We start from the raw sequence: 12,174 nt of genomic DNA on the forward strand, positions 1-12,174 counted from the left end.
AAGGTACTCCAATGAACACAATGGACCAGCTGCGCAGCGGGCAGCTGGCGGGAGCGCGACGGCTTGCGCTGCGCTGCGGCCTCACCGAGTTTCCGCGGGAGATCTTCGGGCTGGCCGACACGCTGGAGGAGCTCGACCTCTCGGGCAATGACCTGTCGGCTCTGCCCGAGGACCTCGCCCGCCTGCACCGCTTGCGCGTGCTCTTCTGCTCGAACAACCGCTTCACCGAGCTGCCCGCTGCGCTGGGCCGGTGCGGCAGCCTCGACATGGTCGGCTTCAAGGCCAACCGGATCCGGACGGTGCCGGCCGAATCGCTGCCGCCTGCGCTACGCTGGCTGATCCTGACCGACAACGAGATCGACGCGCTGCCCTCCGCCATCGGCCGCTGCACGCGGCTGCAGAAGCTGATGCTCGCCGGCAACCGCCTCCAGGTTCTGCCGGCCGAGCTGGCCGCCTGCCGCGCTCTGGAGCTGCTGCGCATCTCGGCCAACCGCCTCGAGGCCCTGCCCGACTGGCTGCCCGCCCTGCCCCGCCTCGCCTGGCTGGCTTTCGCCGGCAACCCCTTCGACGACCGGGCCGAGACGGCCGCGGTGGAAGCAGCGGCCATTGCAGCGGTCGAGTGGCGGCGCCTGTCGTTGCACGACAAGCTGGGCGAAGGCGCCTCCGGCGTGATCCATCGCGCCGACTGGGCGCAGCAAGACGGCAACGTTCGGCCCGTGGCCGTGAAGCTGTTCAAGGGCGCCGTGACCAGCGACGGCTGGCCGCACAGCGAGATGGCCGCCTGCATCGCCGCCGGCGCGCATCCGAGCCTGATCGCGGTCGAGGGCCGCATCCAGGACCACCCCGAAGGCACGTCCGGCCTGGTGCTGGCCCTGGTGGACCCGCGCTTTCGCAACCTGGCCGGGCCGCCCAGCCTGGACTCCTGCACCCGCGACGTCTATGCCGAAGACGCCGCCTGGCCGCTGGCGACCGCCCGGCGCCTGGCGTGCGGCATCGCGTCGGCCGCCGCGCAGCTGCATGCCCACGGCATCCTGCACGGCGACCTCTACGCACACAACATCCTGTGGGACGGCGAGGGCAACGGCCTGCTGGGCGACTTCGGCGCTGCCTCCTTCCTGCCGCCGGACCAGCCCGACCAGGCGCTGGCGCTGCAGCGCATCGAAGCGCGCGCCTTCGGGCTGCTGCTGGAGGAGCTGCAATCGCGCTGCCAGCCTGCGGACGATTCGGAGAGCGCCACGCTGGCGCGATGGGCCGACCTCCAGGCGCGCTGCACCCAGCCCGAGGCCGGCGCACGCCCCCTGCTCGCCGAGATCGCCGCGGCCCTGGCCGCCGCCTGAGGCCCGCCCGCCATGGCCGCCGCGCCGCTTCCCACCCGCGACGGCGTCGGACCGAGCCGGGTCGCGCTGCCGACGGGCCCCTGGCCCACCATCGTCGAATTCCTCGTCGAGCGCTTCACGGCCATCCCGCGCGCCACCTGGGAAGCGCGCATCCGGGCGGGCGAGGTGGTGGACCAGCACGGCATCCTCGTCACGCCGACGCGGCCCTACCAGGCGCGGCTGCACGTCTTCTACTACCGCTCGCTCGACAACGAGCGGCCCGTGCCCTTCGAGGAGACGGTGCTGTTCCGCGACGAGCACCTGCTCGTGGTGGACAAGCCGCATTTCCTGACCGTGGCGCCGGTAGGCAAGTACGTGCAGCAGAGCCTGCTGGTACGCCTGCAGCGCAAGCTGGGCCTGGACCAGCTCGCGCCCCTGCACCGCATCGACCGCGAGACCGCCGGCGTGGTGCTGTTCTCGGTGCAGCCGACCACGCGCCATGCCTACCATGCGCTCTTCGCCGAGCGCGCCGTGACCAAGCACTACGAGGCCATCGTGCCCTGGCGCGGTACGCCGGCCCTGCCCGACGTGCGCCGCAGCCGCCTGGTGGACGACACCCATTTCATGCGCATGCGCGAGGTGGACGGCGAGCCCAATGCCGAGACCCGCTTCGAGCTGCTGGAGGCCCGCGACGGCTGGGCCCGGCTGCGTCTGTCGCCCGTGACCGGCCGCCGCCACCAGCTGCGCGTGCATTGCGCCGCGCTGGGCCTGCCGATCCGCGACGACGCCCTCTACCCCACGCTGCTGCCCGAGGGCATCGAGGACTTCGAGCGGCCGCTGCAGCTGCTGGCCAAGTCGCTGGCTTTTCGCGATCCGCTCGACGGGCGGCCGCGCGCCTTCGAAAGCCCCCGCTCGCTCGCCCTGTGAACGAGTCCTCGTCGCTCCCGACAAACCCGCTTCGACCAAAGTCTTAGCCCGTTCAATCCGGCCCGGTTCTGATGAATACTCGGTCCCGATGAACGTACTGATGATCGACGACCACGTGATGTTCCTGCAGGGCATGAAGAACCTGCTGAGCGTCCTGGTGCCCGAGCTGCGCGTGGAAACCGCCGGCGAAATGAGCAATGCCATCAAGCTGGTGGAACTGGCCGAGTTCGACCTCGTGCTGCTGGACTGGCACCTGGCCGACTGCAACGGCGAGGAATCGATCCGCCGCCTGCGCGACGCCGGCTGCATGGCGCGTATCGTGGTGCTGTCGGGCGACACCAACGCCACGATGATCCGCAACACTGTGGACCTGGGGGCGGCCGGCTTCATCCCCAAGAAATACAGCTCGGAAATGATGGTCGCGGCCCTGGAGCAGGTGCTGGCAGGCCGCATCTTCCTGCCGCTGGAAACCCTCAACGCGGCGCCCCCGCCGGCGGTGGAAAGCACCGCGGCGGCGGGCCACGACCCGCGGCTCGCCGGCCTCACCCCGCGTCAGATGGACGTCTACCGCGCGGCCGCGCGCGGCCTGCCCAACAAGCTGATCGCGCGCCAGCTCGACATCGCCGAATCCACCGTCAAGGCCCACCTCACCGCCGTCTACACGGCCCTGGGCGTGCGCAACAGGACCGAAGCCGCCTACCAGGCCTCGCGCGAGGGCGTGCGCATTGACTGAGACCTCCGCATCGGCGCCGATGCCGCTGGCCGGGGCCTCGCGCGAGGCGCGGATCGGGCGGCGCATCCTGGAGCGCCGGCTGCAGCTGATCCTGGAGTACTCGCGGCGCCTGCCGCTCAACTACCTGGGCTACATCCTGGTGGCCTTCATCGTCTGGCGCCAGGGTGTGGAGCTCTGGCCGTGGATCTGGCTGGTGCTGACCGGCGCCGTGATGGTGTATCGCTGGCGCCTGGGGCTGGCGGTGGAGCGCGTCGAGCCCGAGGTCCAGCTGCAGTACCTGCCGCGGCTGCTGCGCGGCTTCGACTTCAACGGTGTGTCGACCGCGAGCATCGTTCCCTTCGCCTTCTACGCACCCGGCGACTTCGCGCCGATGGCCGTGGCCGCCGTGCTGATGGCCGGCTGCACCATCGGCGCCGCCTCGGTCGCCGGCTCGCAGCGCGCCTTCGTCGGCTTCTGCACCCTCACCTTCTGCTGTCTCGCCGGCGGCTGGGCCTGGCGCGGCAGCGCGGTGGGCTACATGTTCGCGGCCGGCATCGTGCTCGTGTATTTCATGCTGCTTGCCACCGTTCGGGACCAGGGCCGCATGCTGCACAAGCTCATGAACGTGCTCGACGACAACGCCCTGCTGTCCGAGGTCGTGCGCCAGGAGCGCGACCGCGCCACCGCCGCCAGCGAGGCCAAGACCCGCTTCTTCGCAGCCGCCAGCCACGACCTGCGCCAGCCGCTGCACGCGCTGTCGATCAATGCGACCACGCTGGACATCCTGGCACGCCGCTCGCCCGATCCGCTGCTCAAGGAGGTGAGCCGCGGCATCGGGAGCGCGCTGCACCAGAGCAGCGGTCTGCTCGACGGCCTCTTGGACATCTCGCGCCTCGACGCCCATACCATCGAGGCCAAGTTCGCGCCGCACGACATCGGCGCTGTGCTGCGCGCCTCGCGCGACGAGTACGCCGCGCTGGCGGCGCAGCAGGGGCTTTTCCTCAAGGTCGCGGCGCCGGAGACGCCGCTCTGGGGGCTGACGGACGCCGACCAGCTGATCCGCATCGTCGGCAACCTGGTGAACAACGCGATCAAGTTCACCACCCGCGGCGGCGTGACGCTGTCGGCCGAAGCCGCCGCCGACGGCCGGGTGCTGGTGCGGGTGAGCGACACCGGCCCCGGCATCCCGGAGAGCGAGCGCGAGCGGGTGTTCGAGGAGTTCTACCAGATCGGCAATCCCTCGCGCGACCGCAGCCAGGGCCTGGGCCTCGGCCTGGCGATCGTGCGGCGCACGGCCGATCTGCTGAAGATCGAGATCGGACTGGACAGCGAGCCGGGCCGCGGCACCACCTTCGCCCTGCACATCGCCCCCGCCGCGCCGATGGACGAAAGCCATCCCGAAGTCGCGACCGCCCTGGCGCGTTCCTTCGACGGCACGCGGCTGGCAGTGCTGCTGGTGGACGACGAGGCCGAGGTGCTGTCCGCGATGTGCACCTACCTGCACCAGCTGGGCTGGTCGGTCAAGGGCGTGGCGAGCGGCGCCAAGGCGGAACAGGCGCTGGCCGAGGGCTTCGAGCCCGACGTCATGGTGGTGGACTACCGCCTGCGCGAGGAAACCGGCCTGGACGTGATCGAGCGCGTGCGCTGGCGCCGCCCGTTGCTGCCGGCGGTGATCGTGACCGGCGAGACCGCGCCCTCGCGCTTCCGCGAGTTCTCGACCGTGGCGGCGCGCATCCTGCACAAGCCGCTGGACGGCGACCGGCTCGCGCGCACGCTGCAGGAGGTGGTGCTGGCGCTGGACGAGGAAGCATCGGACGCAGTGGCGCCTAAGTGACGCCCTACGGTGCCCACGCGCACTAAGCTTGTCTCGCACCTCAGGAGACAACCCGCATGGACACCACCCGACTCTTCTCTCTCGCGGGCCGCACGGCCCTGATCACCGGCGGCTCGCGCGGCATCGGCCGCATGATCGCCGAAGGCTTCCTGGCCCAGGGCGCGCGCGTCTACATCTCGGCGCGCAAGGCCGAGGCCTGCGACCGGACGGCGAAGGAGCTCTCGGCCTTCGGCCCTTGCGTCTCGCTGCCGGCCGACGTGTCGACGGTCGAAGGCGCGAAGGCCCTGGTCGCCGCCTATGCGAAGCACGAAGGCACGCTGGACATCCTCGTCAACAATGCCGGCGCCGCCTGGGGCGCGCCCTACGACGAGTTCCCCGAGAGCGGCTGGGACAAGGTGGTCGACCTCAATCTCAAGACACCCTTCTTCCTGACCCAGGCGCTGACGCCGATGCTCAAGAAGGCGGCCACGGATCACCTGGCGAAGGTCATCAATATCGCCTCGATCGATGGCATCTCGGTCAATCCGCAGGAAACCTACTCGTATGCGGCGAGCAAGGCCGGCCTGATCCAGCTCACGCGCCGCATGGCGCTGCGCCTGGCGCAGGAGCGCATCGTCGTCAGCGCGATCGCGCCGGGCGCCTTCGCCTCCGACATGAACAAGGACGCACGCGACCACGGCGAGGAGATCAAGGGCCGCATCCCGGCCGGGCGAATCGGCGAGCCGGAGGACATGGCGGCGGCGGCCATCTACCTGGCCTCGCGGGCGGGGGACTATGTGATGGGGTCGACGCTGGTGGTCGATGGGGGCGTGACGCACGCGCGATAGCGCGCACTCACCACTTGGGCACCGGCTGGTCCTTGAGTTGCTGCCGCAAATCCCCATAGTCCGGCACCACGCTCTCCACCGTTTCCCAGAAGCGCGGGCTGTGGTCCATCACGCGCAGATGGGCCAACTCGTGGGCGACCACGTAGTCGATCACCGGCATCCGGAAATGCACCAGGCGCCAGTGCAGGCGGATCGCGCCGTCAACGCTGGCGCTGCCCCAGCGCGTCGAGGCGTTCGACAAAGTCAGCTTGTGCCAGGTCACGCCCAGGCGCGGCGCGAAGTGGTCCAGGCGCTCGGTGAAGATGCGCCGCGCCTGCCGCATCAGCCAGGCCTGCGCGGCATCGCGGATCTGGGTCGCGGCGGCGTTGTTCGCGAGCGCGAGGCGCAGCACGCGCGTCTTCCCGCCCGCGCCCGCATCGAGCATGGCGCCCACGCCCTCGAAGCCGTGACGCGGATCGAGCTGCACCACCACCGGCTCGCCCAGGAAAGGAAAGCTCACTCCGTCACGCCACTCGATGCGTGCCGCCTCCAGCTTGGCATGGCGCTGCTGCGTTTCGGCGAGCTTGCGCAGGATCCAGTCGGCCTTCTCCTTCACCGCCGCATCGACGTCGCGCAGCGGCACCCAGCGCGGCGCGCGCACCGTCAGCCCCTCGGCGCCGACGATGAACCCGATGGTGCGCCGCTTGCCGCGATTGAACTCGTAGGCCACGCGGGCGTTGCCCAGCGTGAGCTCGCGCGTGGCGCGCGGATGGACGAAGCTGGCCGGGCTCATGGCGTCGGCCAGGGGAATTGCGGGCGGCGCGGCGCTGTCTGCAGGCGTGGGCACGGGCGGCGCCGGTGGCGGCACCGGCGCGTCGAACAGGTCGAGCGTGAACTGCAGCAGATTGCGCATGGTGTTCGAGCCTCAGGCCGACACCGTCTCCGCCGAAACGTAGGCTTCGGGGTCGAGCCGGCGCATCTCGGCCTCGATCCAGGCTTCGACCTCGCGCATCAGCTCGTCGGGCTTGCGCCCCACGCTGGAGATCGCCGGGCCGATCGAGACATCGACCACGCCGGGATGCTTGACGAAGGCCTTGCGCGGCCAGACCTTGGCCGAAGTCACGGCGATCGGGATCACCGGCACGCCGGTCTCGCAGGCCAGCCGCGTGCCGCCGGTCTTGTAGATGCCCTGCCGCCCGCGCGGGATGCGCGTGCCCTCCGGGAACATGATGATCCAGATGCCCTGGGCCAGCAGGGCGCGGCCCTGCGCCACCACCTTGTTGAAGGCCTGGGTGCGCTGGCTGCGGTCGATGTGGATCATGTCCAGCCGCGCCATGGCCCAGCCGAAGAAAGGCACGTAGATCAGTTCCTTCTTGAACACATAGGCCAGCGGATGCGGCATCAGCGTGGGCATCAGGAAGGTCTCGAAGGTCGACTGGTGCTTCACCAGCAGGACGCAGCCGGCGAGCTTGTCCTGGGGCAAGTTTTCCATGCCGGTGACGCGCGTTTCGATGCCCAGCAGTACCCGGGCGCCGCCGATCGCCCAACCGAGCCAGCGCGCGGCCATCCAGTACAACGGCACGCCGCGCTTCCACAGCGAGCTGACCACCATGATCAGGCCCCATGGCACCACGGTGACGAGCATCCACAGGGCGTGGACGATGGATCGGAGAAGGGACATCAGACGGCCACGTTCAAGGCATTGCGCTCTTCGCGTTCCAGCAGGAAGTCGACGAAGGCCGCCAGGTCTTCGTGCACGCGGGTGTTCGGCGGGTATTCGGGCGGCAGGGGGATGCCGCGGCAGGCCGCGCCCATGCCGGTCAGCAGCAGGTGCGGCTCGCAGCCGGCGGCGGCGCCGGCCTGCATGTCGCGCAGGCTGTCGCCGGCCGTCGGCACGTGAGCGAGGTCCACGCCATAGCGCTCGGCGATCTGCAGGAACAGGCCCGGCTTGGGCTTGCGGCATTCGCAGTTCTCGTCGGGGCTGTGCGGGCAGTAGAACACCGCATCCACGCGCCCGCCGACGGCCGCCAGCATCTTGTGCATCTTGGCGTGCATGGCATTGAGCGAAGCCATGTCGAACAGCCCGCGCCCCAAGCCGGACTGGTTGGAGGCAATCACCACATGCCAGCCCGCATGGTTGAGCCGCGCCACCGCCTCCAGCGCGCCGGGCAGCGGCGTCCATTCGATGTCGCTCTTGACGAAGTCCTCGCGGTGCACGTTGAGCGTGCCGTTGCGGTCGAGGATGACGATTTTCATGGGGTGCCTCGATCAGGCGGCCAGCCGCTCCAGCTGCGCCACCCGGTTCATGGCCCGGTGCAGCAGCATCAGCAGCCCCAGGCGGTTGAGCCGCAGGTCGGACTGCTCGGCATTGACCATCACGTCGTCGAAGAAGGCATCGACCGGCTCCCGCAGCGCGGCCAGCGTCTGCAACGAGGCGGTGTAGTCGCCGGCGTCGAACTGCGAATTGGCGGTGGGCACGACCTTCTGCATCGCGGCGTGCAGCGCCTTCTCGGCCGGCGCCTGCAGCAGCAGCTCGCTCACATGCGCATCGGCCTCGGGCGATTTCTTGAGGATGTTGCCGATGCGCTTGTTGGCCGCGGCCAGCGCCGGCGCTTCGGGCAAGGCGGCGAAGGCGCGCACCGCCGCCAGGAGCTTGGGCACCTCGCCCAGGCGCTGCGGCGCGGGCGCGAGCACCGCCTCGACCTCCTGGGCACTGGCGCCCTGCTCGCGCAGGCTGCCGGCCAGGCGGTCGTAGATGAAGGCCTCCAACGCATCGGTCGGGTCGGCCAGCGGATGGTCGCCGGCCTTGGGCGCGCCGAAGGCGGCGTGGGCCTGGCCGATCAGGGCGCGCAGGTCCAGCGACAGGTGGCGCTCGGTCAGCATGCGGATCACGCCCAGCGCATGGCGGCGCAGCGCGAAGGGGTCGCGGTCGCCGGTCGGCAGGTTGCCGATGCCGAACATGCCCACCAGGGTTTCCAGCTTGTCGGCCAGGGCGACCACGATGCCCACGGGGCCGCGCGGCAGTGCGTCGCCGGCGAAGCGGGGCTTGTAGTGGTCCTCGATGGCGTCGGCCACGGCGTGGTCGAGGCCGTCGTGCAGCGCGTAGTAGCGCCCCATGATGCCCTGCAGCTCGGGGAACTCGCCGACCATGTCGGTCACCAGGTCGGCCTTGGCGAGCTGCGCCGCCTGCACGGCATGCGGGGCCAGCGCGGCATCGCCCGAAGCCGCGCCCAGCTGCTCGCCGATGGCGTGCGCGATGCGCATTACGCGCTCCACGCGCTCGCCCTGCGTGCCGAGCTTGTTGTGATAGACCACCTTGCCGAGGGCCTCGACGCGCGAGGCGAGCGACTTCTTGCGGTCCTGGTCGAAGAAGAACTTGGCATCGGCCAGGCGCGGGCGCACCACGCGCTCGTTGCCGCCGATCACCGCGCTGGCATCGCCGGGGCGGATGTTGCTGACCACCAGGAACTTGTTCGTGAGCCGGCCGGCGGCGTCGAGCAGCGGGAAGTACTTCTGGTTGGCCTTCATCGTGAGGATGAGGCATTCCTGCGGCACGCCGAGGAACTCGCGCTCGAACTCGCAGACCAGCACGTTGGGGCGCTCGACCAGCGCGGTGACTTCGTCGAGCAGTGCGTCGTCGTCGATCGGCTGCGCGCCGGCACCGGCCGACAGCGCCGCCTCGGCCAGCCGGCGCGCGATCTCGGAGCGGCGCGCCTCGAAGCCGGCGATCACAGCGCCTTCTTCTTCCAGTTGCACCGCATAGCTGTTGGCATCGCGCAGCACGATCGGGTCGCGCTGGGCCTCGAAACGATGGCCATGGGTTTCGCGCCCGGCCTGCAGGCCCAGGGCTTCGACCGGCACCACGACATCGCCATGCAGCGCGACCAGCCCGTGCGCCGGGCGCACGAAGCTCACGCTGGTCCAGCCGGGCAGCGCGCAGCCGGATTCGAGCTGGTAGCTCATGACTTTGGGGATGGGCAGCTTCGCGATGGCTTCGGCCAACGCCTTCTGCAGGCCCTCGGCCAGCGTCGCGCCCTTGGCGCTGCTGTCGAAGAACAGGGCCTCGGCCTTGCCGTCCATCGCGCGGCGCAGGCCAGGCACGGCCGCGGCGTCGGCGCCCAGCGAAGCCAGCTTCTTGAGCAGCGCCGGCGTCGCCTGGCCGGCCGCATCGAGCCCGACGGTCACCGGCATCAGCTTCTGCGAGACCGCGCGGTCGGCGGCCTGCGCGCCGACATGGGTGAGGTGAGCCGCCAGGCGGCGCGGGGACGCATAAGCCGTCAGCACGGAGCCCGCATCGACCAGGCCCTGGACTGCCAGCTGGTCACGCAGCACGCCGGCAAAGGCATCGCCCAGCTTCTTGAGCGCCTTGGGAGGCAGTTCCTCGACGAAGAGCTCGACGAGCAGGTTGTTATGGGTACTCATTGCTCAGGCCGCCTTCTTCGTCATCTCGGCCACCCACTCGCGCGGCGCCATCGGGAAGCCGAGGCGCTCGCGGCTCTCGTAGTAGCTCTGCGCCACGCTGCGCGCGAGGTTGCGGATGCGGCCGATGTAGGCGGCGCGCTCGGTCACGCTGATCGCGCCGCGCGCATCCAGCAGGTTGAAGCTGTGGGCCGCCTTGAGCACCTGCTCGTAGGCCGGCAGCGCGAGCTTCTGTTCCATCAGGTGCTTGGCCTGCTTCTCGTGCGCGGCGAAGGCGGTAAAGAGGAAATCGGCGTCGCTGTGCTCGAAGTTGTAGGTCGACTGCTCAACCTCGTTCTGGTGATAGACGTCGCCGTAGCTGATGCCGGGCGCCCATTCCAGGTCGAAGATGCTTTCCTTGCCCTGGATGTACATGGCCAGCCGCTCCAGGCCGTAGGTGATTTCGCCCGTGATGGGCCGGCAGTCGATGCCGCCCACCTGCTGGAAGTAGGTGAACTGCGTCACCTCCATGCCGTTGAGCCAGACCTCCCAGCCCAGGCCCCAGGCGCCGAGCGTGGGGTTCTCCCAATCGTCCTCGACGAAGCGGATGTCGTTCTTCTTGAGATCGAAGCCCAGCGCCTCGAGCGAGCCCAGGTAGAGCTCGAGGATGTTGGCCGGCGCCGGCTTGAGCACGACCTGGTACTGGTAGTAGTGCTGCAGGCGGTTCGGGTTCTCGCCGTAGCGGCCGTCCTTGGGCCGCCGGCTGGGCTGCACGTAGGCGGCCTTCCAGGGCTCGGGGCCGAGCGCGCGCAGGAAGGTCGCGGTGTGCGAGGTGCCGGCCCCCACCTCCATGTCGTAGGGTTGCAGCAGCGCGCAGCCCTGGGCGTCCCAGTAGGACTGCAGCTTGAGAATGATTTGTTGGAAGGTGAGCATGGGTGGGCTTGGTGGCCGATCGAGTCCTCGACGCGGCGAACCGGGCATTTTAAGAGCGCCCGGACATGACAACGGCCGCAGGGCTTGCGCCGCTGCGGCCGTCGAGGGGAAGTGGGAAGCCCCGGGGCTCAATACTCCCAGAAGATCCGCTGCAGTTGCTTCGGATCGTTGGTCTTCGTGAGCGCCACCATCGCCAGGATCCGCGCCTTCTGCGGCTTCAGGTCATGCGCCACCACCCAGTCGTACTTGTCGTCGGGCTGCTCGGCGTTGCGGATCACGAAGCCGTCGGACACGCGCGAGCTGCGGATGATCTGCACGCCGTCGCTGCGCAGCTTCTGCAGCACGGGCACGATGCGGTCGGCCACCGAGCCGTTGCCGGTGCCGGCGAGGACGAGCGCCTTCGCGCCGCTCTTGCCGAAGGCGTCGATCGCCGTGGCGGGCACGTTGCCGTATCCGTAGACGATGTCGACTGCCGGCAGCGCCGTGATCTCGTCGATGTTGAACTCGGACTGCGTGGTGTGGCGCTTGACCGGCGCGCGGAACCAGTAGTTCTTGCCCTCCACGATCATGCCCAGTGGGCCCCACTGGCTCTTGAAAGCCTCGGTCTTGATGTTGACCACCTTGCTGACGTCGCGGCCGCTCTGGATCTCATCGTTCATGGTCACCAGCACGCCCTTGCCGGACGCGTCCTTGCTGGCGGCGACGTTGACGGCGTCGTACAGGTTGAGCGCGCCGTCGGCCGACAGGGCGGTGCCCGGGCGCATCGAGCCGACCACGACGATCGGCTTGGAGGTGCGCACCACCAGGTTCAGGAAATAGGCGGTCTCTTCCAGCGTGTCGGTGCCGTGGGTGATGATGATGCCGTCCACGTCGGCCTGCTTGGACAGGGCCGAAACGCGCTTGGCCAGCACCATCAGGTTGTCGTTGGTGAAGCTCTCGGAGGCGATCTGGAACACCTGTTCGCCGCGGACGTTGGCCACCTTGGAGATCTCGGGCAGGCCGGCGATCAGCTTGTCGACCGGCACCTTGGCGGCGGCGTAGGTGGCGCTGTTGGCGGCCGAGGCGCCGGCGCCGGCGATGGTGCCGCCGGTGGCCAGGATCACGACGTTGGGCAAGGCCTGCTGGGCATGGGCGACGGCTGCGGCGGCAGTCAGCGCCGCGACGGCCGCGAAGGCACGGAAGCGGGGGGCAAAGAACATGGAGGCTCCTGTTGGCGTGAAGAATTTCACGAAGCGCAGGGACGATACC

Annotated in this window: 11 protein-coding genes; 5 read left to right on the forward strand and 6 right to left on the reverse strand. The window is 69.6% G+C overall.

Annotated elements, in window-relative coordinates:
- Positions 1–11 precede the first annotated feature (11 nt).
- The 5 genes from GXN78_RS08740 to GXN78_RS08760 all read left to right on the forward strand — a co-directional run bounded on the left by GXN78_RS08740 (position 12) and on the right by GXN78_RS08760 (position 5,616).
- Positions 12–1,337, forward strand: coding sequence for a leucine-rich repeat-containing protein kinase family protein (locus GXN78_RS08740; RefSeq protein WP_106557670.1), 1,326 nt, complete (start codon positions 12–14; stop codon positions 1,335–1,337).
- Between the two features lie 12 nt (positions 1,338–1,349).
- The gene (locus GXN78_RS08745) at positions 1,350–2,243 is read left to right on the forward strand and encodes a pseudouridine synthase (RefSeq protein WP_106557669.1); all 894 of its coding nucleotides are present in this window, start codon (positions 1,350–1,352) and stop codon (positions 2,241–2,243) included.
- A gap of 100 nt (positions 2,244–2,343) precedes the next feature.
- Positions 2,344–2,976 carry a response regulator transcription factor gene (locus GXN78_RS08750; protein ID WP_164255391.1) on the forward strand — a complete coding sequence of 211 codons (633 nt, stop codon included), beginning with the start codon at positions 2,344–2,346 and terminating at the stop codon, positions 2,974–2,976.
- Positions 2,969–4,789, forward strand: a complete 1,821-nt coding sequence (locus GXN78_RS08755; RefSeq protein ID WP_146163074.1) for a hybrid sensor histidine kinase/response regulator — start codon at positions 2,969–2,971, stop codon at positions 4,787–4,789. The genes GXN78_RS08750 and GXN78_RS08755 overlap by 8 nt, the downstream gene beginning before the upstream one ends.
- Before the next feature lie 56 nt (positions 4,790–4,845).
- Positions 4,846–5,616, forward strand: coding sequence for an SDR family oxidoreductase (locus GXN78_RS08760; RefSeq protein WP_106557666.1), 771 nt, complete (start codon positions 4,846–4,848; stop codon positions 5,614–5,616).
- Between the two features lie 7 nt (positions 5,617–5,623).
- On the opposite strand, the gene GXN78_RS08765 is transcribed toward GXN78_RS08760, so the two are convergent.
- The 6 genes from GXN78_RS08765 to GXN78_RS08790 all read right to left on the reverse strand — a co-directional run bounded on the left by GXN78_RS08765 (position 5,624) and on the right by GXN78_RS08790 (position 12,125).
- Positions 5,624–6,508 (reverse strand): SprT family zinc-dependent metalloprotease, encoded by an 885-nt coding sequence (locus GXN78_RS08765; RefSeq protein WP_106557665.1) that lies wholly within the window; start codon positions 6,506–6,508, stop codon positions 5,624–5,626.
- A 12-nt stretch (positions 6,509–6,520) separates the two neighbouring features.
- Positions 6,521–7,276, reverse strand: coding sequence for a lysophospholipid acyltransferase family protein (locus GXN78_RS08770; protein WP_106557664.1), 756 nt, complete (start codon positions 7,274–7,276; stop codon positions 6,521–6,523).
- On the reverse strand, positions 7,276–7,851 hold the full coding sequence (gene gmhB, locus GXN78_RS08775) for a D-glycero-beta-D-manno-heptose 1,7-bisphosphate 7-phosphatase (protein ID WP_106557663.1): 576 nt from the start codon (positions 7,849–7,851) through the stop codon (positions 7,276–7,278). Before gmhB ends, GXN78_RS08770 begins: the two co-directional genes overlap by 1 nt.
- Positions 7,852–7,863: 12 nt before the next feature.
- Positions 7,864–10,017, reverse strand: a complete 2,154-nt coding sequence (glyS, locus tag GXN78_RS08780; protein ID WP_106557662.1) for a glycine--tRNA ligase subunit beta — start codon at positions 10,015–10,017, stop codon at positions 7,864–7,866.
- 3 nt (positions 10,018–10,020) lie between these two features.
- Positions 10,021–10,926, reverse strand: a complete 906-nt coding sequence (glyQ, locus tag GXN78_RS08785; RefSeq protein WP_106557661.1) for a glycine--tRNA ligase subunit alpha — start codon at positions 10,924–10,926, stop codon at positions 10,021–10,023.
- Between the two features lie 128 nt (positions 10,927–11,054).
- Entirely contained in the window at positions 11,055–12,125 is a 1,071-nt protein-coding gene (locus GXN78_RS08790; protein WP_106557660.1) for a type II asparaginase, read from the reverse strand.
- Positions 12,126–12,174: the final 49 nt, after the last annotated feature.

Origin of the sequence: Variovorax sp. WS11 (assembly GCF_010499245.1) — a bacterium.
In the GTDB taxonomy this organism is placed as follows: domain Bacteria; phylum Pseudomonadota; class Gammaproteobacteria; order Burkholderiales; family Burkholderiaceae_C; genus Variovorax.

What these genes read in the sequence shown, in the direction of transcription:
- GXN78_RS08745 (WP_106557669.1), top strand. Translation starts at nt 1,350, where the DNA reads ATGGCCGCCGCGCCGCTTCCCACCCGCGACGGCGTCGGACCGAGCCGG.
- GXN78_RS08770 (WP_106557664.1), bottom strand. Translation starts at nt 7,276, where the DNA reads ATGTCCCTTCTCCGATCCATCGTCCACGCCCTGTGGATGCTCGTCACC.
- glyS (WP_106557662.1), bottom strand. Translation starts at nt 10,017, where the DNA reads ATGAGTACCCATAACAACCTGCTCGTCGAGCTCTTCGTCGAGGAACTG.
- GXN78_RS08740 (WP_106557670.1), top strand. Translation starts at nt 12, where the DNA reads ATGAACACAATGGACCAGCTGCGCAGCGGGCAGCTGGCGGGAGCGCGA.
- glyQ (WP_106557661.1), bottom strand. Translation starts at nt 10,926, where the DNA reads ATGCTCACCTTCCAACAAATCATTCTCAAGCTGCAGTCCTACTGGGAC.
- gmhB (WP_106557663.1), bottom strand. Translation starts at nt 7,851, where the DNA reads ATGAAAATCGTCATCCTCGACCGCAACGGCACGCTCAACGTGCACCGC.
- GXN78_RS08765 (WP_106557665.1), bottom strand. Translation starts at nt 6,508, where the DNA reads ATGCGCAATCTGCTGCAGTTCACGCTCGACCTGTTCGACGCGCCGGTG.
- GXN78_RS08790 (WP_106557660.1), bottom strand. Translation starts at nt 12,125, where the DNA reads ATGTTCTTTGCCCCCCGCTTCCGTGCCTTCGCGGCCGTCGCGGCGCTG.
- GXN78_RS08750 (WP_164255391.1), top strand. Translation starts at nt 2,344, where the DNA reads ATGATCGACGACCACGTGATGTTCCTGCAGGGCATGAAGAACCTGCTG.
- GXN78_RS08760 (WP_106557666.1), top strand. Translation starts at nt 4,846, where the DNA reads ATGGACACCACCCGACTCTTCTCTCTCGCGGGCCGCACGGCCCTGATC.